Genomic DNA, 24,844 nt, shown 5'->3' with positions numbered 1-24,844 from the left:
TTGTTATTTCAGACGCAGCAGACGATCGTCTCCGTCGGAAGGCATGCCGCGTCCGTCCGTATTGTTGGTCAGGATGTAGATCTGCCCGCCCTGCACCGCGACGTCGCGAATCCGGCCGAGACCGGCGATCACTTCGGTCATCTCGCCGGTCTTCGGATCGAACCGCATCAGGCTCTGCCCGGCGAGATTCGCGACCAGCAGCTTGCCGTCCGGCGTCGCCGCGATGCCCGAAGGCGCGATCGCTTCATCGCCCGTATGATAGAGCGGCGCGATCAATCCTTCGCCGGTCTCGTCGCCGATGACGTCCGGCCAACCGTAATTGCCGCCGGCCTCGATCTCGTTCATCTCGTCGTGCCCGCCCGGATTGCCGCTCGGCCCGTGTTCGGACGCGTACATCGTGCCGTCTTCGAGCCAGTCGATGCCCTGCGAATTGCGATGTCCGTACGTATACGCGTACGAACCTTCGATCGGATTGTCTTCCGGAACGTCGCCGTCCGGCGTCATCCGCAGAATCTTGCCGGCCGGACTTGCGGTGTCCTGCGCCGAGCTCTCCTGCTGCGCGTCGCCGGTTGTCACATAGAGCATCCCGTCCGGACCGAACGCGATCCGTCCTCCGTCGTGAACCCGCGCGCCGGGAATATCGTCCAGCAGCAGCGCCGTTTCGCTCCAAAGCGTGCCGTCGGAATTTTCTTTGATCCGAATCACGCGGTTGCGCATGCCGTCGCCCTGTCCGTACGTATGGTAGACGTAAGCTTCGCGCGAATCGGCGAAGTCGGGAGCCAATGCCAGGCCGAGCAGTCCCGATTCGCCTTCTTCAAGCACGCTCGAGTTCATGGTGATCGACTGCTCGATCTGTTCGCCGTCTTTGACTTTGACGATCGAACCGCCCCGCAGCGTCATGTAGATCGTGCTTCCGTCGAACTGCATCGCCCAAGGCGTATCGAGACGGTCCGCGATCGTCTCCGTTTCGCCGGTCAGGTTCGCGGTCACGTCTTCGCTTTCGGCAGGCGGCGCGGAAGACGTATCGTCCGAAGTCTCCGCGTCGGTCTTCGGCGCTTCTTCGTCCGTCGGAGTTCCGGCTTCCGTCGGTTCGTCGGTTTCTCCGCCGGGGGAGATCCCGTTCTCCGGCGTTTGCACGGGCGACTGTCCTTGCGGCACGGAACCGGACGGAGCGCCGGTATGACCGCCGCAGGCGGCCAGAGGAATCGCCAGCAGCAGAACGGCCCATTTTTTGCGTTCTCGGAGCCATCCGTCGTACATGTTCGAATACGTGTTCATGAAAAGCCTCCTTCCCGCCTCGATCCGTCCGGGGGATGGCGAATCGTGCCGGTATACCTGTGTTTTACCCGATAAGCCCGTCCGCAATCTTCGCGCCGTACGCATTTGGTGGAAGGCCTTCGCGATGGTAAAATAAAACAGGGCGGCGGATTCGGTTCCGGCAGAGGAAACGAACCGCGCTTGTTTTTCGATCCGTTTTCAAATCGCATGTTGGAGGTTGAACGCAATGTCTGAATTCGAACGTATCCGTGAACATATTTACGTCATGCACGCCGAGGACGGGACCGATCGTCCTCTGTTGGCTGCCGTGGCGGGGCGCAGCCGCACGCTGCTGATCGACGGCGGCAATTCGTCCGCGCACGCTCGAGCTTTTCGCGAGTATCTGGAACGCGAAGGCGTACGCAAACCGGACATGATGGTATTGACGCATCATCACTGGGACCACTCTTTCGGTCTGGCCGAATGGAGCCTGCCGACGATCGCGCAGCGGAAGACGGCCGATATTCTGCGCGGTTTCGCCGGCTTGGAATGGAACGAAGCGACGCTGGACCGCCTGATCGCGGAAGGGCAAATGAGCGAGCGGACGCGAAGCGACATGCTCGCCGAATACGAAGGCGATCTGAGCCGGATTCGCGTGGAGGAGCCGAACATCGTGTTCGAACGCTTCATCGACGTGGATCTGGGCGGCTTGACCTGCGAGATTCGTTACGTGGGCGGCGATCACGCTTCCGATTCCTGCGTCGTGTTCGTCAAAGAAGAAGGAACCTTGTTCCTCGGCGACGCGCTGGCTCCGTCCGTTTACGGCGGACCGATGGCCTATACGACCGGCAAATTCCTCGCGCTGCTCGACACCGTATTCGCGTACGGCGCGGACGTGCTGGTCGAATCCCACAGCCGTCCGGCTACCCGCGAAGCTTTCTATCACGACGTGCGCCGTTACGAGCAGTTGGCCCGTCAAGTGCTGCGTCATGGTCGCGACCGTTCGGCGATCGAACGCGACCTGCGCGCGGAGTTGGAAATCGGCGACTCCGAGCCGCTGCCGCAGGATCTGGAAGAAGCGATCGGCTATTTCATGAACGGTCTGGCGAAATAGAGCAGAGCTGCGGTTCGAATAAACACGTAAATGCGGCTTCGCGAGAAGCAAACGCCTTATGCGAAGTACCGGATTTCGTTCGAGCACGTACTTCGTATGACCGCGCAAGCCAAAAGAATCTGATCGCAACCGGAAAAAGCCGACCGGCACCGTATTCGTTCCCTGAGGAGCGAAGCGATGCCGGTCGGCTTTTCGATGTCCGCGCGGTCGCCTTAGTGGGTCTCCGCCGGATACCACGCCGCTTCTTCCGCCGCGCGGCTTGCGGGAGTCACGCCGTCGACGCCCCGGCCGGAAGCCGCGGCTTCGTCCAGCAGCGCGATCAGTTTCGGCTTATCGAGCACCGCGAACGACCGGCTGGCCGAACCGATATAGATCTTGCCGTCGGCTTCGTTCAACAGCGAAGAGCGGGAATACGTATCGCGCAGTTCGGGATAGCCGAAGCGGAATCCGTCGAGACGGCCGAGCTGGCGGCCCGTGCCGCGTTCGAACGCCAGCAGGTCTTCGCCGTAAGGAAGCAGCAGATAATCGCCGACGATCAGGAACGAACCGGCGCCGTGCGTAAAAGCGCGGTTCGGATGCAGACCGTTGGTGCGCGCTTCCCAGATCAGGCCGCCCGTTTTCAGGTTCAGCGCCGAAGGAATCCGGTCGACGACGGCGTACAGCGTATCGCCGTCGATCAGGCCGTTTGCGACCGCGCCGCCGCGCGTCCAGATCTCGCGGCCGGATGAAACATCGATCAATTTCGTCCGCAAGCGATCGGTCTGCGAATCGGAGAGTCCGCCGCTTGCGATCTGCTCTTTTTCCTGCACGAGCAGATAGCCGCCGCCGAGATCTTCGAAACTTCCGTCCGTGTCGAGCGGGTAACGGGCAAGCGTCTTGCCGTTCGCCAGATCGATCTTGCGCCAGCCTTCGCCGTCGAACTTGATCCAACGCGTGCCGTCGGGCTTCGCGAGCGCGGAAGGCGAGGAAGGCGGAAACGCGAACGACTGACCGCCGTCGATCGTCCCGTTCTCCGACGAAGCGGTCCATGCGGTTCGGCCGTCGGAGGGATCGAGCGCCCGAAGATTTTTGCCTTGGCCGAGCAGCACGTAAGGATCGCCCGTTCCTTCTCCGTTCAGCAGATCGTAACTTCGCAGACCTCGAATTTGCTGTTTCCAACGCGGTTTCCCCGTACGTTCCTCCAGCGCGACCAGCGTACCCATGCCGTCCGATTCCGCAGCGGCGGTCAGCACGACGATCGAATTTCCGACGGCGCGGGTAATCGTCTGCGCGTTCTGCGGCAGCGGATAAGTCCACAAAAGCGAACCGTCTTTCATGCGGACATGGGCGATGAGTCCGGCGTCGTTTGGCGAAGCTCCTTTCGGCAGATAGCCGCTGACGGTCAAGCTTTCGCCCGTCGGATCGGGGATCAAAGACATCGCCGACCAACCGGCGTCGAACATCCAGCGGATCTTGCCCGTCTTCCGGTCCAATCCGTACAGCATCGAGCTGTAGTGCATGCCGCTGAATCCTCCGTCGTCGCCGCGCACGATCAAGGTATCTTCGCTCGCGTATTCCAGATAAGCATAATCCGTGCCGATCCGCGTCCGCCAATCCGTTTCCGGCGTCAGCGAAGGCAGCAGCGGCAGAGGGCGATACACGGAAGCGAAGTCCGGCGTTTGCAGCCAAGAGTAATAGGTCTGCTGTTCGTACCGCTTGAGCGGCAGAATCCAGTTTGCGCCGGTCAGCCGGCCTTCGTCGGACAGCCGAACGATCAGATGCCCGTCCGGCCGTTCGTAACGCCAATCGACGCCGCCGCTTGTCCAATGATAGAACCCTTCGGAATCGGGCTGATCCGGGAAAGCCATTCGCGCGTCGGTTTCGGACAAAGGTTCGCCGAGCAGATCCAGCACCGCTTGCTCGCTTGCGCCGGAACGAAGCAGGCCGTCCAGCATCTCGCGAATCTGTTCCGCCGAATAACCGGACTCCGGCTTCAACAGGCCGCCGTTTACGAGCTGCTTGCTCTCGGCATCGCCGGCCTTGAGCCACAGAAGCAGAGGACGCGGCGCGTACTCTCCCGTCATCGTCCGCCCGGTCGCGGGCGAGACGGCGTACCATTCGCCGACGCGCAGGTTCGACACCAGCGGTCCGCCGTCGTAAGCCCATGCCGCCCTGCTGCCTGGCGCGAGACGGAGCTTCGCTCCCGCTGCGGGCGTCAGCTTCACCGCCTCGGTCGCTTGGGCTTCCGACGCGGCCGCGCTCGCGTACCAAGCCGGAATCCAACCGCTCGCGCCCGTCCGGTCTTTGGCGCGCAGCCAGTCGCCTTCGCGGGCGAACAACTTGAGTTCGCCTCCTGCGGGCAGGTAAGAGCCGGCGGACAGCTCCCGCCAACTCGCGTCCGCGCCCGGCTCGGCGCGCAGCAGCGGCGCTTCCGCGCGCAGTTTCGCCGTGCCGACGACCGCCGGATATTTCCCGGCCGAAGCGTCCGCCGCGCTGCCGGCGGACGCGGCCTGCGCGCTCGGCGCCGCGCCGTAGTATCCGCCGGGCGCAAGCAGCAGCCCGGCGGCGCAAACATAGAGAATCGTCCGGCGAATAGGGCCGGCCAAGTTCGGGTTCATCTGGTTCCCTCCGCGTCGATCAAGTTCGGCCGTTCGCGGCGTGCTTGCTTTCCGCATAACGGTTTCCGACTGCCCAATAGACCTCGCGCGAAACGAAAGAGTTGCATCTCGGACGCGAATTCGTTCAGATCAGCGCGTGCGGACTGTTGGCCAGCGCGTCGGCCATGCTCTCGCCGAAAGACAGCCCCAGCGTCTCGAACGCGATCAATACCGCTCCGGCGGCCGGAATCAGACGCGGCTCCGTCCAGACGAACCGGCGTCCCGGCTGCGCGCAGACCATCGATTCCAGGCCGTCCGAGAAATACTCGCTGCCCGCGACGCTGCCCGTCTTCGACAGCGGAATATCCGGTCCGTCGAGGAACGCGGCGAGCATGTCCGCGCCGACGCCGATCTGGCGCAGCGCATCGTCGCAGACGCGAACGGCGATCGGAGAACCCGCCGACGCTTCGCGCGTCACGATCGACGCGAAGAGGCCGAACAGCCGATCCCGCCGCGCGCGGTCCAGTCCGAAGCTGCGGCTGGCGGCTTCGGCCAGATCGCGCAGGTTCGGCTGGCGGAAGAAGCGCAGCATATCGCGCACCAGCACGCCGTCGCCGGGGCTTTCGCGCCCCGCCAGCACGTCGTAGACCGCCTGATAGCCGAGAAAACGCGCGCCGCTGGCCGCGTAATGGCCGAAATCGTAATTCCGCAGCCATTGGCCGCGTTCCGTATGCGCCAGCAGGATCGAGCCGGTGCCGGAAGCGACCAGAATGCCGGGCGCGCCCGCCAGCGCGCCGCGATGCGCGATGATCGCGTCGTTGACGGCCCGGCTCGGGCAGTTCAGCCCGAAACCGGAAGCCAGCCGGTCGGCCCAATCTTGATCGTCGCTGCTGTCCAATCCCGCGATTCCCGCGGCGAGAAAAGCGACTTGGTCCGGCATGCAGCCGGCTTGATGCAGCGCTTCGCGCATCAGGACGATAAGCGGCGTCGTGTCGGTACGCTGTTTGGGAAGCAGATCCGTTTCGGTCTTGATATAAGCTTTGACTTCGCCCGCGAGGTCGGCGATCATGATCCGCACGTTGGTGCCGCCCATATCGACGCCCGCGACGACGGAATCCGCATTGATTTTTTCCAGCATGGATAGCCTCCTCGTAAAATGGATGAATATACGCTCTAATGATTCGAATTGTAACCGCTTGATCTTTCGGGAGCAAACGTCCGGGTTCGGGAGAAACGAGATTTTGCGTCGGCCTGCCTTTTTTATTTTATAATGAGTAACATCCGGTTAAAAACGATCGGGGTCGCGGATCGAAGCGAATTCTGCGGACCGACAAAGGAGATCGACATGAATCTATCAGTTTGGACGGCGCATGCCGCCGAATGTTACGGATTGGAGCCGACCGAACCGGCCCGCCAGCTCAGGGGAACGGGAGATCCCGTCGTTCGGGTCGCCGCCGTGCAAGGCGATTTCGTGCTCAAAGGCGTGGAAGCTTCCGGCCGAGAAGGATTTCTGCATTTGAACGAAGAGGAGCTGGAGCGTCAAGGAAACTGGGCGGCCGCGATGGCGCGGGAAGGCCTGCCGGTCATGGAGCGGATTCGCGGCCGGGACGGCCGTTATTTCGCTTTTCTCCGCGACGGACGGCGGCGCTGGTTGACGACGGCGGAACGGTTCGCGCCCGGAACGGAATTCGTCTGCCGCGACGCGCGGGACATCGCACGAATCGGCGAGTTGGCGGGCCGCCTGCATACGGCAAGCCTACGCAGCGGCATTCGGTTCGGACACGGGACGAGTTGGAGTTTGTTCGGCAGCCGCGCAACGCAAGAGTTGGGCGATTATGACGAGAACGCGGACAGTTTCGATGCGGCGGAACGCGCATTGGCGCAAGGTGGCTGCCCCGAGGCGCTTCGGGTTCTCGTTCGAACATCGTACGAGACGCTGCGCGCCGAGGCCGAAGAGGCCTGGCCGACGCTGCCGCAGGCCGCCGTGCAAGGCGACTTATGTCCGTATAACCTGACGCGCGGCGCAAACGGAGAGATTGCGGGCGTATTCGATTTGAATATCGCCGGGGACGAAGTTTTGGTCGGCGAGTTGGCCGCGTTGATGGCTTATTACGCGGCTTACCGCCCCGACGGGATAGTGGCGGACGGCGCGATGATCGCGTTCTATCGCGCTTATTCGGCCGTTCGCCCGTTGAATCCGGAAGAACGGCAGGTGCTCGAGACGCTGTTAAGGATCGTCGCGCCTTTTCGTTTCGATCGGGTCGCGAGAGGACGCAGCGGGATTCAAGCAAACGGAACGGAAGCGGCCGTTCGTTTCGCGGAAGAAACGATCGAGCTGCTCGAACGGAATTACGGTTTTTTGTTCGAAGAACCGACAGCCGCGCAAGAGCGGCCCCTTTTCGAAAGGTAAGCGATCCGTCTGCCGCCCCCCGTTGCATGCCCGCCCCGTCTTTCTGATATAATGGGAATGAATGTTTGGCCGATAACACATCATCCGTCTTTGCGGCGGGAAGGAGGTCGGGAGCATGAAAGAAGTGCTTCGGGAGATCGAAGCGATCGCCCGCTGTTCCGAAGAGATCAGCAGCGTCGAATTCAAGCATCTGAGACTGTCGCGCGGTCTGCATCTGTATCTGACCTTCGTTTGCGAGAACCCCGGCGAACCGGCGGGCAGCGTCCCGGACCGGCTCAAGGTCAAACGGGCCGCCGCCGCGCGGGCGCTGAAGAAGTTGGAAGACGACGGCTTGGTCGCTCAGCGCGAAGCGCCCGATCTCCGCAAAGACAAACGGGTCTACCCGACCGAGCAAGGCAAATCCGCTTATCTGTTTATCCGAAACGAAGGCGAGTACGCCGACAAGTCTTCCCTGCGCGGACTGTCGCCCGAAGAAACGGCGCAGCTGCTCGATATGTTGTACCGGGTACGGATCAACGTGGAGAAAGACTGGCGGTTCGTGCAAAAAGGCGGCCGCCGTCCTTACATCCACGAGTATTACGACCGGCTGATCGCGGCGGATTCGGCCGAAGAAGCCGCTGCGGACCGCGAGACGTTGGCAGAAACCGAGCCGTCTTCGGCGGAAGATCCGTCGGCGGGACCGGCGCCAACCGGCGAAGCTTCGCTTTACGGAAACGTTCGGGAAGGCGAAGAAGTGTCGCTGTGGACCTACGAAGAGACGGCGGAACAAGACGCGCGGCGCTCGACTCGCCCCGATCCCGAAAACGATTGAACGAACGATTTCATATAACGAAAGGAGCGGGTGCCGTTGCTTAACGTGCCGCCATCCTCATTTATTCTGACGCCTTACGTCGCCAAGATCGCCTGCGAGCCGGGCTGGAAATGGCAAAAACGCGAGCAGCCGCTCCAGAACTACGACCTGTTTTACGTATGGAGCGGAGAAGGGCAATTGATGCTGAACGACCGACCGCACGAGATCGGCAAAGGAAGCTGTTTCCTGTTCCGGCCGGGCGACCATACCAGCGCGACGCATAATCCGCAGAAGCCGCTGGTGCTGACTTATATCCATTTCAATATCGAAGCCCAGACGTACGAGATTCCGGAAGCTTACCGCGCGCTGCGGGAGACGGTCGATTTCGAATACATGCTCTCGCGTTACGTGCGTCTGTTCCTGAGCGACGCTTACGGCGCGGAAGAAGAAGCCAAGCTGCTGCTCAAGCAGATGATGATCCATCTCATGCGCGGCGACCGCGAAGAACCGTCGGAACGCCGGGGCAGCAATCATCTGTACGAAGTCGTGCACGAAGCGGCGAATTACGTCCGTCAGCATCCGAGCCTCGCTCACCGGGTCGAAGATCTGGCGGCGCGAGCGGGACTGTCTCCGAGATATTTTTCCGCCAAATTCAAAGAACTGGTCGGGGCTTCCGTGCAGTCGTACATCATCCGCATGCGGATCGAACGGGCGCAGCATCTGCTCGGGCATGCGGGGATGAACGTGACGGAAGTCGCCGAAGCGCTCGGATATCGGGACATCTTCTTTTTCAGCCGCCAATTCAAGCAGTACACCGGCAAAAGCCCGTCGGAGATTCGCTGAGCGGTTCGAAGACGTCGTGCGCCTGAGCGATCGCGCGGCTTGACTCGGTTGTTCAAATTTGAACTTTCTGCCTGCCCGTCTGTTTGAGAACGGATGCTCGGGGGTAATAACCGCTTAGCTTTCATCCGCGAGACGCCAGAGCGCCGGGATGAGGAAGGAGGAGCGATTATGCTGATCAGACGTCGAGTTCGCAGCAGCGCGGGGCGCGCCGGGGGCAGTGCCATTTTCCGCAACCGTCTGCGCCGGTTCAAAGCCGCCGAGCAGAGCGAAATGTGGTTCTAACCTAACGCCAATCCATGAACGACCATATAGTTTTTCCTTACGAAGCGACTTTCTGCGAAAGTCTTTAGCGTATGCTTACGAAGTGACTTTCTGCGAAAGTCTTTAGCACTTCTCGGGATTGTACATAATCGGTATCAACATCAACGTTTCGATCCCGAAGTTTTTACCCGAAGGCCTTCCGCCGGCGAATCTCTCGCCGGGAAGGCCTTTTCGGCGTTCCGGGCCGAATCTCCGGGCATGGCGAGCTTCCGCCTGCTACAATGAAGGCAGCGATCCGGCATTGCCGGCGGATACGGGAGGGAAACGGGATGCAAGTCAACGAAGATCGAATGCGGGAAAAGGCGGCGGCGCCGATTCGGGAAAACAGGCAGGTCGCGATCGTCACCGGCACGTCGAGCGGTTTCGGTCTGCATATTTGCCTGGAGCTGGCGCGAGCGGGCGTGATCGTCGCGGCGGCCATGAGAAATCCGGAAAAAGCGGAGAAACTGTTTGCGGCGGCGGAAGAAGCGGATCGGGCCGCGCGGATCTCGTCCGAAGCGGCAGGCCGGTCGGCTGCGGGTCGCGAAGAAGACGGCGGCCGGCCGGCGTACTCGCGGGAGCTTGCTCCTCTCGGCACGGGCGCGGTCTCGGGGTTGATCCGTCCGATCGCCCTCGACGTCCGGGACGATGCACGCGCCGCCGAAGCGGTACGGCAGGTTGCCGAGACGTTCGGGCGGATCGATATTCTCGTCAATAACGCGGGGATGGCGACGGGAGGGTTCATCGGCGACCTTCCGATGGAAGCTTGGCGCGACCAGTTCGCGGTGAACGTGTTCGGCCTGATCGCCGTGACCGGCGCGGTGCTGCCTTATATGCGCGAAGCGCGAAGCGGCTGCATCTTGCAGATGAGCAGCGTCAGCGGAGCGATCGGGCTTCCGGGCTACGGTCCTTACGTTTCGTCGAAGTTCGCGGTCGAAGGATTCAGCGAATCGCTGGCGCTGGAGACGGCTCCGTACGGCATCCGCACGTACGTGCTCGAACCGGCTTCGTACAAGACGGACATCTGGGAAAAAGGCTTCGCCGGTATCCGCCGCGCGGAAAATTCGCCGAACGAAGCGGCGTTGGAGCGCATGCTCGACATGTCGCGCGCCAGCGCGGAAGGCGGAGGAGACCCGCGCGACGTGGCGAAGCTGGCGGTCGAGCTGGCGCTCGGCCGCAAAGGCCGGGGCCGATTCCGTTACGTGATCCCGCGCGGAGCGGCGCTGCTGGTGGCGATGAAGAAACGGCTGCCGTTCCGCTTGGTGCAGAACATCATGCTGCGGATCTTGCACCGGGGAATGAAGAGGTAAACCGAAATCGCAAATTCGTTATTGCTTGTCCGCGCAAAATTGGGTATGGTAAAAAGCAACTGCATAACGATACGGGGGTCCGGGAGAGCCGGGCTGAGATTGAAGCCGATTGCCGCTTCTGACCGTTAATCTGATCTGGGTCATGCCAGCGTAGAGAATTCGTAACCGTCCGTGAATGTTCGATCAGGCGGCTTTCTGCGCATTTTTATGCCGGAAAGCCGCCTTTTTGCATGTACGGCGCCGAATGTCGAACGAACCTTCGTCGTTAGCGCAGAAAATGGGCTTACCGGATGCCTGCCTGATCGCCGTCGGCGAAACCGGGCATCCGCATAGCTACACTTTCGTAAAGCGGGGAAATGAAAATGGGTACAAAGATTGCGCAAGCGGCGGGTCGCCGCAAAGGATTGACGTTGACGGACGTGTTGGTGACGGTGGTGCTGTCGCTGGTGCTCGGCGTCGTCTATCATGTCTGGGCGGCGGTATCGGACGTGGCCGGACTGCTGTTCGTCCAATCCAACGAATTGGTCTACGGCATGTGGTTCGCCGCTTCGACGCTGGCGTTCCTGCTGATCCGCAAACCGGGCGTCGCCTTGATCGCCGAGATCGCCGCGGCGCATCTGGAGATCGCGTTCGGCAGCGCCTACGGCGTGCAGCTTCTGCTGTACAGCGTGGTGCAGGGCCTCGCGGCGGAGCTGGTCTTCGCGGGATTCCGTTACAAGAACGGCAGCGCTTGGGTCGCCGGATTGGCCGGAGTCGCGGCTGCGGCCGCTTCGCTGCTGGCGGATATCTATTACGGCTATGTCGCGGAATACGCGACTTGGGTGATCGTGCTCAAATATTCGCTGCGGGCGATCAGTTCGTTCGTCATCGCCGGTTACTTGATGTACGGACTCGCGAAGCTGCTGGAGCGGGCGGGCGTCGCCCAGTCGCTGCGTCCGGTGGAGCGCAAAGAATACGATGCGCTGGATCGCTGAGACGAAGCGGCCGAAGCCGGAGGAAGCGGCAGGGAGCGCGCTTTCGGGCCCGAGCGTAGCGGAGGCGGTCGGCGAAGCGTCGGAGATCCGGCGGATCGAAGCGACGGCGGCGGCCGAGTCCGCGCTGCATGCCGGGGAAGAAGCGAAGCGGCTCGAGGTTCCGGCCGAAACCGGAGAGCGTCGGCAGCCGAAGCTGCACGTCCGAACGGCCGAACCGGCGGAACGGACGACGCATGACGCCGCGGCCGAAGTCGCCGGGCTGCGTCTGAAATTTCCCGGCGTCCCCGATCTGCTGTTCCGCGATCTGTCGCTGTCGATCCGGCAGGGCGAGAAAGTGCTGCTGCTCGGACCGAGCGGCTGCGGCAAATCGACGCTGCTTCAGGTATTGGGCGGCGTCATTCCGCGCGTGACGGAAGTCCCGCTCAAAGCCGATCGTTTGAAAGTGCCGGATTCGGCGGGCATGGTCTTCCAAGATCCGGATACGCAGTTCTGCATGCCTTACGTGGACGAAGAACTGGCTTTCGTTTTGGAGAATCTGGCCGTGCCGCGCGAAGACATGCGTGCGCGCATCGAAGCGGCGCTGCTCGAAGTCGGCCTGCATCTGCCGGATATCCATATGCCGATCGGTTCGCTGTCGCAGGGCATGAAACAGCGGCTCGCGCTGGCTTCGGTGCTGCTGCTCGAACCGGACACGCTGCTGCTCGACGAGCCGTCCGCGCTGCTCGACCCGGAAGGACGCCGCGCGATCTGGGCGGCGGTGCGCCGCGTCTCGGAGCAGCGCACGGTCATCGTGGTCGAGCATCGGATCGACGAAGTGCTGGATTGGATGGACCGGGTCATCGTGTTCCGCGGCGACGGAAGCGTGCTTGCCGACGGCCCGGCGGCCGAGGTGTTTCGCCTTTATCGCGCGGAGCTGCGCGAATACGGCATCTGGTATCCGGGGGCGTGGGAAGACGCCCTCGCCGTCGGCCGCGGCGATGCCGCGCGGCCGGAGGCTGCGGGCGCGCCGGAGCTTCCGGCCGGCGCCGCCGCTTCGGCGGCCTCGTGCCCGGCAAGCGCGGCTCCGCACGGCACGTCAGAAAACGCGGCGGTCTCGGAGAAGCCGCATCCGGCGAACCGCGCTTCGAAGCAGCCGCCCGTCGCTCGCGGCGCCTTCTCCGAGCCGCTGCTGCGGCTCGAGAACTTCCGCGTGCTGCGCGGCGGCAGGGCGGTCTGCGCGGTGGATCGGGCCGCCGTCATGCCCGGCGACCTGATCGCGCTGACCGGCCCGAACGGGGCCGGGAAGAGCTCGCTCCTGCTCGGGCTGATGGGGCTGCTGCCCCGGCAGGGCGAATGCCGGTTCGGCACGGACGATCCGGCCGGCCGCCGGGAAGAACGCCAGGCGGCGGCGAAGCACGCCGCCTTCGTGTTTCAGAACCCCGAGTTCCAGTTCGTGACGGACCGGGTGCTGGACGAAGTCGCTTTTACGCTTCGCGGCGAAGCGGCCGCCGCTGCGCAGGCCGGCGAAGACTCCGGGCGGCGGGGAGCAGCCGCCCGCCTGCTGGCCCGCTGGTCTCCGCGGGAGAAACGTCGCCGTGCCCGCCTTGCCGCGCAGGCCGAGCCGGAGATCGCTCGGCGCGCGGCGGACTGTCTGGCGCGGTTCGGTCTCGGCGGTTACGAAGACCGCCATCCTTATCTGCTGTCGCTCGGCCAGAAGCGCCGTCTGAGCGTCGCTTCGTCCGTAGTCACGAATAAGCCGCTGCTGCTGCTCGACGAGCCGACTTTCGGACAAGACGCGCGGAACGCGTTCGCGATGCTGCGGCTGTGCGACGAACTGCGGGCGGCGGGACATGCGATCTTGATGATCACGCACGAGCCGGAGATCGCCGAGCTGCTCGCGACGCAGGTCTGGCAGATCGAAGACGGCCGATTGAAGTCGGCGAGTCCGACCGGGCGTTCGCGTTCGGACGGCATACGGCTCAGAGAGGAGGCGACGGCAAGATGAACGGATTTTTCGCGCCCGCAAGGCGTACCGCGCTGCATCGGGCCAATCCGGCTTTGAAGCTTACGCTGTTCGTCGGACTGTTTATCCTGACCATGCTGACGCACACGATCGACGCTTCGTTTTATCTGGCCTGCGTATTTTTGCTGCTGCTGTTCGCCGCTTCGGGATACCCGCTCTGGAAAACGGCGCTGCTCGTCTCGGGGTTCGCGCTGGCTTTCGCTTCCGCTTCGCTGACCATGATCCTGTTCGGCAAAGGCAGCGAGATCTGGTGGACGTTCGGACCGATCGCGATTTCCAAAGAAAGCTTCTACCGCGGGCTGCATCTGGGTTTCCGTTCGATCGCTTTCGGCTGTCAAGGACTGCTGTTCGTGCTGACGACGACGTCGACCGGTTTGTTTTATGCCCTGATGCAGCGTTTTAAACTCGGTCCCAAATACGCGTACAGCTTCATGGCCTCGATTCGGCTGCTGCCGATGACCGTGGAAGAACTGCGCGTTCGGCGGGATGCTCTGGCGGTGCGCGGAGGCGGCGGCTTTACGCCTTTCGGCGCGCTGCTGCGCCTGCCGGAGCGTTACGCGCTGCCTCTGCTCGCCCAGAGCATCCGCCGCGCTCAACGAACGGCGGCCGCGATGGAGGTCAAGCGTTTCGACGCGCGGAGCCGGCGCACGTATTATTATTCTTCGCCGGTCACCGCTGCCGATGCCGCCGCGTGGCTCCTGCTCGCCGCTGCGGCTGCTGCCGCTTTTTGGCTGGCGGGCACGCTGCCCGTTTTCGGACTGGGAGACATGAGAACGGGCCTTTGAGGCTCGTTTTTCGTTTGGTTTTGATCAGCTGCAAAGCGGCTTGTTTAAAGTATCGTACTCTTAATCGTTTTCGATGAAAAATTGTGAGATTTTTGAAAATGCATGCACTTAATTCTTTTGTTTTTTCCAGCACATGGTATTATGGATAATAAGCGATCGGCGTTTTTGCAGTCTTTTGCAAGTTCAATCGTTTGCACGGTTTCCAACGCTTCAAATTCTCGCTTTTCTTTCGAATTTCCCGGCAAATCAAGATTCCAAACCTTCTGCCGGGGTTAATCATGTTATGTGGTTTTGTCCTGTCTCGCTTGTGCGTATTCCCGGTTTTACGTTTCTGGCAAGTCGCAACAGTCCCGTTTTCGGTCACTTGCGTTCCGGAAAAACGTGTTCCGCTGCGGGCAACCCGTATATATCGTCGAGGAGGTTCGTCTGAAATGAAGAAAAAAGAAATGATCGCCATGTTGTTGGCCGGCGGACAGGGGAAGAGATTAAAAGGGTTGACGAAATCGTTGGCAAAGCCCGCCGTATATTTCGGAGGAACTTACCGGATCATCGATTTCCCGCTTAGCAACTGCACGAACTCGGGCATCGACACGGTCGGCGTGCTGACTCAGTACGAGCCTCTCGTATTGCATTCTTACATAGGCGTAGGCAGCGACTGGGATATGGACCGCAAGAGCGGAGGCGTATTCGTACTGCCGCCGCACGAACGGGAAGACGGAAGCAGCTGGTACCGGGGAACGGCGGACGCCATCTCGCGGAACCTGAAATTTATCGATCAATACGATCCCGAGCATCTGTTGGTGCTGTCGGGCGACCACGTATACAAGATGGATTACAATAAATTGCTGGATTACCATAAAGAAAAAGGCGCGGATTGCACGATCTCGGTCATCAACGTCACGCTCGAAGAAGCTTCCAGCTTCGGCATGATCAACACGCACGAAGACCTGAAGATCTACGAGTTCGACGAGAAACCGAAACATCCGAAGAGCACGCTCGCTTCGATGGGCGTCTATATCTTCAAATGGGATCTGCTGCGCAAGTATTTGGTGGAAGACATCGACAAACCGGACGGCGAGTCCGACCACGACTTCGGCAAAGACATCGTGCCGAAGATGCTGGCCGACGGCCTGTCGCTCTACGCGTATCCGTTCGAAGGATACTGGCGCGACGTAGGCACGATCCCGAGCCTGTGGGAAGCGAACATGGACCTGCTCAAAGACGAGCCCGAGCTCGATTTGAACGATCCGAACTGGAGAATATATACGCGCAACCCGAACGAGCCGGCTCAATACGTCGCTCCGCAGGCCAAAGTGCATCAGTGCATGGTCAACGAAGGCTGCACCGTGTACGGCGAAGTCGACCGTTCCGTATTGTTCTACGGCGTCGAAGTCGGCGAAGGCAGCGTCATCTCCGAATCGGTCATCATGCCGGAAGTCAAGATCGGCAAGAACGTGCGGATTCACCGCGCGATCGTCGATCAAGGCAAAGTGATTCCCGACGGCACCGTGATCGGCGCCGACCGCGAAGACGACAGCGAGATCCTGCTTATTAACGGCGATTCGCCGTTCTGACGAGACCCGAGTCAGCGGCATGACTCAATCGCCGATAAAGACGGCGATTCGCCCTAAATTCAAAAATAATTAATCACGATACATGTTGCGGATTTTTGAGAATTTCCCGTTCTTGACGAAGCCCTCACGCTTCCTTAACGAATAGGATTCTCAAAAAGCCGAAACCCAAAGAAAGCCTAAAAGGGACGGTGGAACCATGAAACTCATGGGTGTAATCAACTTGGATCACGAGCTGGACCAGTTAAACGAACTGACTTACTTCCGCGCGGGAGCGGCCGTTCCTTTTGCCGGACGTTACCGGCTGATCGACTTCGCGCTGTCCAACATGATGAGCGCGGGCGTGCAGGACATCGCGCTGTTCGTACGGCGCAAATACCGTTCGCTGCTCGACCATCTGGGCGAAGGCGGCCCGTGGGATCTGAACCGCAAACGCGGCGGGCTGTTCATCCTTCCGCCGGACTGGAACGATCCGACCGACATTTCCGCGGGCGATCTTCAGCATATGCACAACAACCGCGACTTCTTCGCGCGCAGCAGCGGCGAATACGTGGTGCATTCCGGCAGCCAGCATTTGTCGAAGGTCGATTTCTGCGAATTGGGCGAGTATCACAAAGCCAAAGGCGCGGACGTCACCGTCGTATACAAACGCGTGGACGAATTTTCGCCGGAACACGAGCCTTGCTTCCGCGTCGATATCGACGAAGAAGGCTTCGTCAGCGGCATTCATCATGAAAAAGGCAACCATAACCTCTACATCGAACTGTTCATCATGGAAAAGAATCTGTTCTTGCAGCAGATGGAATACTGCATCGCGCACGGCGACAGTTATTTCTTCCGCGACGCCATCTTGAAGAATCCGAACGGCTTGAAGATCGCGGCCTACGAATACAAAGGCTATCATGCGGTCATCAACTCGATCGAGAGCTACTACAAGAACAGCCTCGAACTGCTCGAGCCGGAAAAATACAAACAGCTCTTCTCGCCCGATATGCCGGTGCACACCAAGATCAAATACGAAGCTCCGACCAAATACCTCGAAGGCGCGAAAGTCAGCAATTCGCTTGTGGCGAACGGCTGCCGCATTGCCGGAGAAGTGGAAGGAAGCGTTCTGTTCCGCGGCGTCAAAGTCGAAAAAGGAGCAAAAGTCATCAATTCGATCATCATGCAGAAATGCGTGATCGAAGCGGGAGCGATCGTCGAGAACGTCATTCTGGACAAAGACGTGCAGTTGACCGAGAACCGCACGTTGGTGGGAGATCCTCGCCGTCCGTTCGTGATCGCGAAACGCAGCACGTTGTAGCCCGGTCTTAACGTGCGCCAACTGTAAAAAATCGACAAAATTCGTAAGACTCGTCTATAAAAAAGTACCGAATTGGTCGATATATAATTAAACCGCAGGTCTTCTGAGCCGGATTCTTTTCGAATCCGGTTGTGGAAGGCTTTTTTATAAGCTGATATAATCTTTAGCGATACCCCGACGGTTGAGTCGTTTCAACAAAACCATACTTTACTTTATTCGTCCGCCGCCGGAGCTCGGATTCGGCGAAACGGGAAAGGGGCTTACCCATGTTTTCCAATAAAGAGAATTTCAAAAACGAATTCAAACAGCGCCTGATCGGCAAGACCGGACGCCAAATACATGAGGTGACGGAAGACGATATCTATGCCGCGCTCGGCAGCATGGTTCGGGAACAGATCGGCCAGAACTGGGCCGCGACGAACCGGACTTATCTGGAGCACGGTCAACGTCAGGTTTATTATTTCTCGATGGAGTTCTTGATCGGCCGCCTGCTCGGCAACAACCTGCTGAATCTGGGCGTGCTGCAAACGGTACGCGAAGGTCTCGGCGAACTGGGCTGGGATCTGGAAGACATCGAAGAGCAAGAAGCCGACGCGGGACTCGGCAACGGAGGTCTCGGCCGTCTGGCGGCTTGTTTCCTCGATTCTCTCGCTTCGCTCGGTTACGCGGGTCACGGCAACGGCATCCGCTACAAATACGGGTTGTTCGAACAGAAGATCATCGACGGCCACCAAGTCGAGCTTCCGGATTACTGGCTGCAAAAAGGCAACGTCTGGGAAGTGCGCCGCAGCGACAAAAGAGTGAACGTCCGCTTCTGGGGCAACGTCGAGATGAGAGAAGTGGACGGCAAAGAAGTGTTCGAGACCAAGAACGGCGAAGATGTCTGGGCGGTGCCTTATGACGTTCCGGTCGTAGGATACGAGAATTCGGCCGTCAATACGCTGCGTCTGTGGAGCGCGGAATCGGCAGCCGATCCGACGCGAGGTTTCGGAAGCCCGAGCGGCAACTATTACAACTTCCTCGACTATAAACGTTCGGTCGAGACGGTCTCCGAATTCCTCTACCCGGACGATTCGGAATATGCGGGCAAGCTGCTGCGCTTGAAGCAGGAATATTTCCTGTGTTCGGCCGGCGTGCAAAGTATCCTTCGGACGTTCGATAAGCTTCGTTTGCCTTACGATCGTCTGGCCGAAAAAGTCGCGATTCATATCAACGACACGCACCCGACTCTCGCGATTCCGGAATTGATGCGTATCCTGATGGACGAAAAGGAATTCGGTTGGGACGAAGCGTGGGAGATCGTAACGAGCGTCGTCTCTTACACCAACCACACGATCCTGAGCGAAGCGCTGGAGACTTGGCCGGAGCAAATGGTTCGCGAGCTTCTGCCGCGCGTGTACATGATCATCGAAGAGATGAACCGGCGTTTCTGCGCCTCGCTGCTCGAAGAATATCCCGGCGAACAGGACCGCGTGTCCCGCATGGCGATCATCGCCGACGGTCAGGTCAAGATGGCCCACTTGGCGATTCACGGCAGCCACAGCATCAACGGCGTAGCCGCGCTGCATACGGACATTTTGAAGAAACGCGAGATGAAAGACTTCTACGAGCTGTACCCGGAACGTTTTAACAACAAAACGAACGGGATCACGCACCGCCGCTGGCTGATGCACGCCAATCCGTCGCTGGCGGAAGTGATCGAAGGCGCGATCGGTTCCGATTGGAAAACGCGGCCGGATCGCTTGAACGATCTGTTGGCTCATGCCGACGACGCCGTGTTCCAAGACAAGATCCGCAGCGTGAAGCACACGAACAAAGAACGTTTGGCTTCTTACATTTATAAGAAACACGGCGTGACGGTCGATACGAATTCGATCTTCGATGTTCAAGTCAAACGTCTGCACGCTTACAAACGCCAACTGCTGAACGCGCTGCATATCATGGACCTCTACAACCGCATCAAAGATAACCCGACGCTCGACTTGACGCCGCGAACGTTCATCTTCGGCGCCAAAGCCGCTCCGGGCTATTACATGGCGAAGCAGATCATCAAGCTGATCAACAATATCGCCAATACGGTCAATAACGATCCGCAGACCAAAGATCTGTTGAACGTCTTCTTCTTGGAGAACTACTCGGTGTCGCTTGCCGAGAAGATCATTCCGGCAGCCGACGTCAGCGAGCAGATCTCGACCGCGGGCAAAGAAGCTTCCGGCACGGGCAACATGAAGTTGATGATGAACGGAGCCGTCACCGTCGGAACGCTCGACGGAGCCAACGTCGAGATGTACGAATCGCTCGGCGACGAAGCGATGTACCTGTTCGGGCTGCGCGTGGAAGAAGTCGAGAAATATTACCGCGAAGGCGGCTATTCCGCCCAAGCGATCTATCACGAAGACGAACGCGTGAAGCGCGTTCTGGATCAACTGATCTATCCGGGACCTTTCTGCCAGTACGGTCAATCGTTCGATCCGATCTATCACTCGCTGCTGAGCCACAATGACGAATATTTCGTGCTGCGCGATTTTGCCGGCTACGCGGATACGCAGGAACGGATCGGCATGGACTATCGCAATTCCAAAGAATGGGCGAGAAAGTCGATCATCAACATCGCGAAGTCGGGACGTTTTGCCGGCGACCGCACGATCAACGAATACGCGACGGAGATCTGGGGCATCAAGCCGATCTTCAGCCGCGAAGGCGTGCACGGAACGCGTTAAGCTTCTGAATTTTTTCTTTCTGCCGGACCCAGAGAGCCGCTCCTTCAGGAGCGGCTCTTTTTGCTTATGGAAAAAACTTGATATTGACGGGGGATAAACAGCAGGAATTAAGCAAGGCGCGCCGAATCCTATATTCTCGTACCTTAATCTTGGCGGTATCGGCGGTACGGATATCATCCTCCGCCTCATTCATAGTAGAGGAGCGAACCCGATGAAGATCAGATTTGCCAGGCTCGAAGATGCCGCAGGCATCGCGCAGGTTCATGTCGACAGCTGGAAGACCACGTACAAAGGCATCATCGCGGACGCGTACCTCGACAAGCTTTCCGTGGAGGAACGTTGGAATCGGTGGGAGAAACGTTTGAGCGAACCGGAACCGGGAGAAGGGGTCATCGTCGCCGAGAACGATCGGGGGCAGATCTGCGGATTTCTCGATTACGGCATCGATCGCGACTCGGGGCATGCGCACGAAGCGGAGCTGTATGCCGTATATCTGCTGCAAAGCGAACAGCGCAAAGGAATCGGCCGGGAAATGTTCCGACGGATGCTGGACGTGCTGCGCGAAAAAGGATATCGCTCGTTGATGGTGTGGGTGCTGGAACAGAATCCGGCCGTTCATTTTTACGGTAAACTCGGAGGCGAGGAATTGGAACGCAAATCTATTCGCATCGGCGAAGAAGACTTTACGGAGATCGCGCTGCGTTGGCACGACATAGCTCGGTTGAATATCTGAAGGGAAGCGTGAGAAACGGCCATGTCTTTTCGCTTTGATCCGCAGACGGTATACGTTTTTCTGATTTGCGGTCATATCTTTACCGTCGTGCTGCTTAGCGCTTATCGTCGCAGCGAGAGCCGGGATGGATTGATTTCCGCTTTCTATGTCGCCAAGCTGCTGCAAGCCGCCGCTTGGACGCTGATGATCCTCAAAGGAAGTTTTTTGGACGATCGGCTCGTGATTTCGCTCGTCAATACGCTGCTGCTGATCGGGACGGCGCTGGAAGCGGCCGCGCTGCTGAGAATGCACGGAACCCTGTCGGTACGGTCCCGCCGTATCGGTATCGGGGTGACGCTGCTCGCGATATTGACGTTTAACGGCGTCGTCTTTTTCTACAATTACGAGTACGTTCGCATCGTGGTCGCTTCGGTCTTCTCAGCGGTACTGATCGCGCCGCCCGCGTTGAAGCTGCTGATCGAGCCGCGCGCCACGGCGCTGCGCCGCTTGATGGGCGGATTGTACGGTTTCGTGGCCGCCGCTTTGTTCGTCCGGGCGGGAGCGGCTTCTTTTTCCGGCGGAACGACCGCTCTTCTTACGGCGGGCGTCAGCCAGAACTTGTTCTCGATCTCTTCGTATCTGACGATGGTGTTGGCGAATACCGGCTTCGTGCTGCTCGCCAAACAGAAGTCCGACGAAGAATTGGTCCGTCTGGCCAGTCTGGACGATCTGACGCAGATCTGGAATCGCCGCACGTTCCTGAACAAAGCTTCGGCGATTCTCGATCGTCATGCCAAACGCAATCTTCCGGTCTCGTTCTTGCTGTTCGATATCGACGGGTTCAAAGGCATCAACGACACGCACGGTCATGATATCGGCGATCGGGTGCTGCGCGAGATGAGCGCGATCGTCGCCCGTCAGCTCCGCCCGGACGATCTGTTCGGCCGTTACGGAGGAGACGAATTCGCGATTCTGCTGCCCGACACGTCCAAAGCCGAATCGACGCTGCTCGCCGAACGGATTCGTGCGTCGGCGCAGGGCGCTTACACCCTGAGCATCGGGGCGCTGACGTTCGTGCCGCGGCACGGATCGGATCTGGAGCGCATCTACAAATGCTGCGACATGGCTCTGTACGAGGCCAAGCGGGCAGGACGCAACCGGATTCAGCGGGCCGAACCGCATTACGCGGAATCGTCGGTTGCGATGCCGGCCCGCGAATTGGAACGCGCCCGCGTCTAAGCGCCGTCTTCGTGTTCGGCTTTGAAAAGTTTATATGCAAATAAGGAAGCTTCAAGAGTGTTTTATATGATTTTCAGGAAATTTCGGAAAAAGGGATGATTTTTCAACTTCGCCGTGCTAAGATACGTTTGTTTTGAATCGGTTTCGCTTTGTCCGAAGCGGAATCCTGATCTTATACGAACGATCGAAGGAGGGTGAAGAGATGAAAACGAAGAACGGGTCGGCCTCGAGCGGCGTGCCGCTGGAGCGCGAATTCAATCTGTTCCGTTTAACCTGGCCGATATTCTTGGAAGTCTTTTTGTTTATGTTGATGGGGATCACGGATACGATGATGCTCAGCGGCGTGTCGGATGACGCGGTAGCGGCGGTAGGCGCGGCTAACCAGGTCATCTCGATCGCCATCCTGATCCTTGAAGTCGTCGGTAACGGTGCCGCCATCGTTATCGCGCAATATTTGGGGGCGCGCAATCATTACGAAGCCGCGAAGATCTCCGGCCTCTCGCTGACCCTCAACCTGATGCTCGGCCTGACGATGAGCGCGATCTTCCTCGTCTTCGGCCATCATCTTATGGTGGCGTTGAATCTGCACGGGGAAATTCTGGTCTATGCCAAGTCTTATCTGCATATCGTCGGCGGCGGGATCTTCCTTCAAGCCTTGATCAATATGCTGTCGGCCACGATTCGTACTTACGGGCAAACGAAGCTTACGATGTTCGTCGCGCTCGGGATGAACGTGCTGAGCGTCACGGGCGGTTATCTGCTCATCTTCGGCCATATGGGCCTGCCGGCTATGGGCGTCGAAGGTGCCGCGATCTCGACCGTAGCCAGCCGGGCGGTCGCTGCCGTGGTTCTGTTGTGGATGCTGTATCAAGTCATGGAAGTCCGCATCCAGTTCAAGTTCTACTTCAACCTGACCCGCGAATACGTGATGAAAATTCTGCGCATCGGCGTGCCTTCGGCCCTTGAACAGATCACGTATCAGTCGTGCCAGATGATTTTCTTCTTCTACGTGACGTTCCTCGGCGCGCAGGCGTTGGCCGCCCGTCAGTACGCCACGAACATCTCGATGTTCATCTATTTGTTCGCCGTCGCGGTCGCGATGGGCACGGGCATTATCGTCGGACGTCTGGTCGGAGCGAACCGCAAAGAAGACGCCTACCACCAAGTGTGGAACAGCGTCAAACGGGCGATCGTCATTACGGTCATCGTCGATCTGGTCGTGATTATGCTGCGTCATCCGTTGGTCGGCATCTTCACCGACGACGCGGACATTATCCGCATGGCAACGCAGGTGCTCGTGCTGAGCATCGTGCTGGAGACGGCGCGCACGTTCAATATGATCGTGATCGGCTCCCTCCGCGCGGCCGGCGACGCGAAATTCCCGGTCTACGTAGGCCTCGTCTCGATGGTCGGCATCAGCCTGCCGCTCGGTTACGTCCTCGTGTTCCAACTCAATATGGGGCTGCCGGGAATCTGGCTGGCGATCGCCGCCGACGAATGGATCCGCGTATCGGTCATGTACATGCGCTGGAAAAGCCGCGTCTGGAAAAAGCATTCGCTCGTGCAGCATCATGAAGCGGAACAAAGCGAGAACTTGGTGCCTCCTGCCGCTCCTTCGGCATAAAAGGAAAAAAGAGCAGGGACGAAGGCGAAGCGGGAGGGCGGAACGTTCGAAACATTCGCTTGGCGACGAAGCCCGGACACAGGCAGCGTCGGCCTGCTCGCGATCGTGCCGTTCCCTCTCCGCTTGCAGCTTGACCCAGCCGTTCGTTCCAATCGAAAAAGCCCGCTTTTCCGCCTGAGATTTCGGCGGCGAAGCGGGCTTTTGCTTTGCGGTTCGGCTGCTCGAAGTCGGTTAATCGCGTTCGTTAGATTTGTTCGATTTCGATCGTTCCGCTTCGGCGAGCAGACGGCGGATTTCGTTTTCGCTTCGGGAAGTGCGCCGGGCGATGTCGGCGATCTGCTCATCGTCGATCGGAGGCAGACTCAGCAGCTCGGCCGCGAATCCGACGTATTCCTCGGTCGCGGTTTCAATACGCATCGGCCGCAGATGGACGATCTTTTGCGCCCGAATGTTCAGAAATTTTTCGCAAAAAGCCGAGATGCCGGACTCGAACGTCTCCCGTTCCAGATACTCGGCGGGCGGATAGACTTCTATAAAGCAGGGCAGAGCGCCGCGCTCGTCTCTCGGAAGATCCGGATAAGGAAGCTCCCGCAGTTTGCCGCTGAGCGGATCGTCGTAGAAGTAGCGGAATTCCGTCTTGTCCGATGCCAGCAGGCGGCGGATCTCTTGCAGAAACGGTTCTTCTTCGGCAGCCGCCGTTTCATCTCCAAGTATCGTCGGTACGCCTTCGGCCTCCAGAATTTCGCGCAGCCGGTTTTTCGAACCGACGCCGATCCAAGCCAGCAGATTGCCGGGATCTTCGACATCGGGAGTAGCGTAAATCCATACATGTTCGTTCGAAGACGGCTCGTCCAGCCCGTAAAATCCGAACCACAGATTGACGGACGTCGTATCGATGTAGATCGTCTGCTCGTTCTGCTTCATCGCGTATCCTCCCGCGGCCTTTTTTCTCATTATGCACAAAAAAGTCGATCCGCTCAAACGCCGGCCCGGCCGCGGAACCGCAGCTCGCTTGTTCGGCGGTGCGCTTTTCGAGACTCGTGTTTGAACGCGGACCGAAAATTCGCTGTTTGCGGGCACCTCTCCGACCGACACTTCTTCGCGGGCTCTAACGGATCGTAGGTTCGTTAGAGCCCCTTTTTGACCGCTTTTCCGCCGTTAACGGATAAGAGATCCGTTAGCGCTGCCAAACAGGCCGAAAACGCGCTTATTTCCGCCTTTTCCCCGTCTAAGCGTCATCTGAATCCGTTAGGATCGCAGCACTCCCCGAATCCCGCTTTAAGCGCCACCTCGTTCCGTTAGCCTGACGGATAG

General features: G+C 59.5%; 18 protein-coding genes and 1 riboswitch. Of the genes, 14 read left to right on the top strand and 4 right to left on the bottom strand.

Annotated features, from left to right (window positions below):
• Positions 1-3 precede the first annotated feature (3 nt).
• Positions 4-1,278: a PQQ-dependent sugar dehydrogenase gene (locus CDO73_RS11190; protein WP_256972655.1), complete on the bottom strand. Its 1,275-nt coding sequence runs from the start codon at positions 1,276-1,278 to the stop codon at positions 4-6.
• Between the two features lie 226 nt (positions 1,279-1,504).
• On the opposite strand from CDO73_RS11190, the gene CDO73_RS11185 reads away from it, so the two are divergent.
• Positions 1,505-2,371 (top strand): MBL fold metallo-hydrolase, encoded by an 867-nt coding sequence (locus tag CDO73_RS11185; protein WP_088488619.1) that lies wholly within the window; start codon positions 1,505-1,507, stop codon positions 2,369-2,371.
• A 212-nt stretch (positions 2,372-2,583) separates the two neighbouring features.
• On the opposite strand, the gene CDO73_RS11180 is transcribed toward CDO73_RS11185, so the two are convergent.
• Together CDO73_RS11180 and CDO73_RS11175 are read right to left on the bottom strand one after the other, a co-directional pair.
• Positions 2,584-4,968: an outer membrane protein assembly factor BamB family protein gene (locus CDO73_RS11180; protein ID WP_143536121.1), complete on the bottom strand. Its 2,385-nt coding sequence runs from the start codon at positions 4,966-4,968 to the stop codon at positions 2,584-2,586.
• A gap of 124 nt (positions 4,969-5,092) precedes the next feature.
• Positions 5,093-6,085 (bottom strand): BadF/BadG/BcrA/BcrD ATPase family protein, encoded by a 993-nt coding sequence (locus CDO73_RS11175; RefSeq protein WP_088488617.1) that lies wholly within the window; start codon positions 6,083-6,085, stop codon positions 5,093-5,095.
• Between the two features lie 207 nt (positions 6,086-6,292).
• Here CDO73_RS11175 and CDO73_RS11170 point away from each other — a divergent pair, with 207 nt between their 5' ends.
• The 13 genes from CDO73_RS11170 to CDO73_RS11110 all read left to right on the top strand — a co-directional run bounded on the left by CDO73_RS11170 (position 6,293) and on the right by CDO73_RS11110 (position 23,530).
• Positions 6,293-7,357 carry a phosphotransferase enzyme family protein gene (locus CDO73_RS11170; RefSeq protein ID WP_179218671.1) on the top strand — a complete coding sequence of 355 codons (1,065 nt, stop codon included), beginning with the start codon at positions 6,293-6,295 and terminating at the stop codon, positions 7,355-7,357.
• A gap of 115 nt (positions 7,358-7,472) precedes the next feature.
• The gene (locus tag CDO73_RS26745) at positions 7,473-8,168 is read left to right on the top strand and encodes a MarR family winged helix-turn-helix transcriptional regulator (RefSeq protein ID WP_179218670.1); all 696 of its coding nucleotides are present in this window, start codon (positions 7,473-7,475) and stop codon (positions 8,166-8,168) included.
• Between the two features lie 36 nt (positions 8,169-8,204).
• Positions 8,205-8,990 carry a helix-turn-helix domain-containing protein gene (locus CDO73_RS11160; RefSeq protein ID WP_088488615.1) on the top strand — a complete coding sequence of 262 codons (786 nt, stop codon included), beginning with the start codon at positions 8,205-8,207 and terminating at the stop codon, positions 8,988-8,990.
• Positions 8,991-9,580: 590 nt separating this feature from the next.
• Complete coding sequence (locus CDO73_RS11155; protein WP_256972654.1) at positions 9,581-10,600, top strand: SDR family NAD(P)-dependent oxidoreductase; 1,020 nt, start codon at positions 9,581-9,583, stop codon at positions 10,598-10,600.
• 61 nt (positions 10,601-10,661) lie between these two features.
• Positions 10,662-10,775: riboswitch (TPP riboswitch) on the top strand.
• A 187-nt stretch (positions 10,776-10,962) separates the two neighbouring features.
• On the top strand, positions 10,963-11,574 hold the full coding sequence (locus CDO73_RS11150) for an ECF transporter S component (RefSeq protein ID WP_088488613.1): 612 nt from the start codon (positions 10,963-10,965) through the stop codon (positions 11,572-11,574).
• Positions 11,558-13,558: an ABC transporter ATP-binding protein gene (locus CDO73_RS11145; RefSeq protein WP_088488612.1), complete on the top strand. Its 2,001-nt coding sequence runs from the start codon at positions 11,558-11,560 to the stop codon at positions 13,556-13,558. The genes CDO73_RS11150 and CDO73_RS11145 overlap by 17 nt, the downstream gene beginning before the upstream one ends.
• Complete coding sequence (locus tag CDO73_RS11140) at positions 13,555-14,361, top strand: energy-coupling factor transporter transmembrane component T family protein (protein WP_088488611.1); 807 nt, start codon at positions 13,555-13,557, stop codon at positions 14,359-14,361. The genes CDO73_RS11145 and CDO73_RS11140 overlap by 4 nt, the downstream gene beginning before the upstream one ends.
• 431 nt (positions 14,362-14,792) lie before the next feature.
• Positions 14,793-15,935 (top strand): glucose-1-phosphate adenylyltransferase, encoded by a 1,143-nt coding sequence (locus CDO73_RS11135; RefSeq protein ID WP_088488610.1) that lies wholly within the window; start codon positions 14,793-14,795, stop codon positions 15,933-15,935.
• Positions 15,936-16,131: 196 nt separating this feature from the next.
• Entirely contained in the window at positions 16,132-17,235 is a 1,104-nt protein-coding gene (gene glgD, locus CDO73_RS11130) for a glucose-1-phosphate adenylyltransferase subunit GlgD (RefSeq protein WP_088488609.1), read from the top strand.
• A gap of 266 nt (positions 17,236-17,501) precedes the next feature.
• Entirely contained in the window at positions 17,502-19,955 is a 2,454-nt protein-coding gene (locus tag CDO73_RS11125; RefSeq protein WP_088488608.1) for a glycogen/starch/alpha-glucan phosphorylase, read from the top strand.
• A 211-nt stretch (positions 19,956-20,166) separates the two neighbouring features.
• Positions 20,167-20,688, top strand: a complete 522-nt coding sequence (locus tag CDO73_RS11120; protein WP_088488607.1) for a GNAT family N-acetyltransferase — start codon at positions 20,167-20,169, stop codon at positions 20,686-20,688.
• Between the two features lie 21 nt (positions 20,689-20,709).
• Complete coding sequence (locus CDO73_RS11115; protein ID WP_088488606.1) at positions 20,710-21,906, top strand: GGDEF domain-containing protein; 1,197 nt, start codon at positions 20,710-20,712, stop codon at positions 21,904-21,906.
• Positions 21,907-22,108: 202 nt separating this feature from the next.
• Positions 22,109-23,530 carry an MATE family efflux transporter gene (locus CDO73_RS11110; RefSeq protein WP_088488605.1) on the top strand — a complete coding sequence of 474 codons (1,422 nt, stop codon included), beginning with the start codon at positions 22,109-22,111 and terminating at the stop codon, positions 23,528-23,530.
• Between the two features lie 231 nt (positions 23,531-23,761).
• Here the strand turns inward: CDO73_RS11110 and CDO73_RS11105 are convergent, their stop codons facing one another.
• Positions 23,762-24,454: a hypothetical protein gene (locus tag CDO73_RS11105; protein WP_088488604.1), complete on the bottom strand. Its 693-nt coding sequence runs from the start codon at positions 24,452-24,454 to the stop codon at positions 23,762-23,764.
• Between the last annotated feature and the right edge of the window lie 390 nt (positions 24,455-24,844).

The organism is Saccharibacillus sp. O23 (assembly GCF_002205895.1).
Lineage (GTDB): Bacteria > Bacillota > Bacilli > Paenibacillales > Paenibacillaceae > Saccharibacillus.
This window is presented reverse-complemented; position numbering and strand designations above follow the sequence as displayed.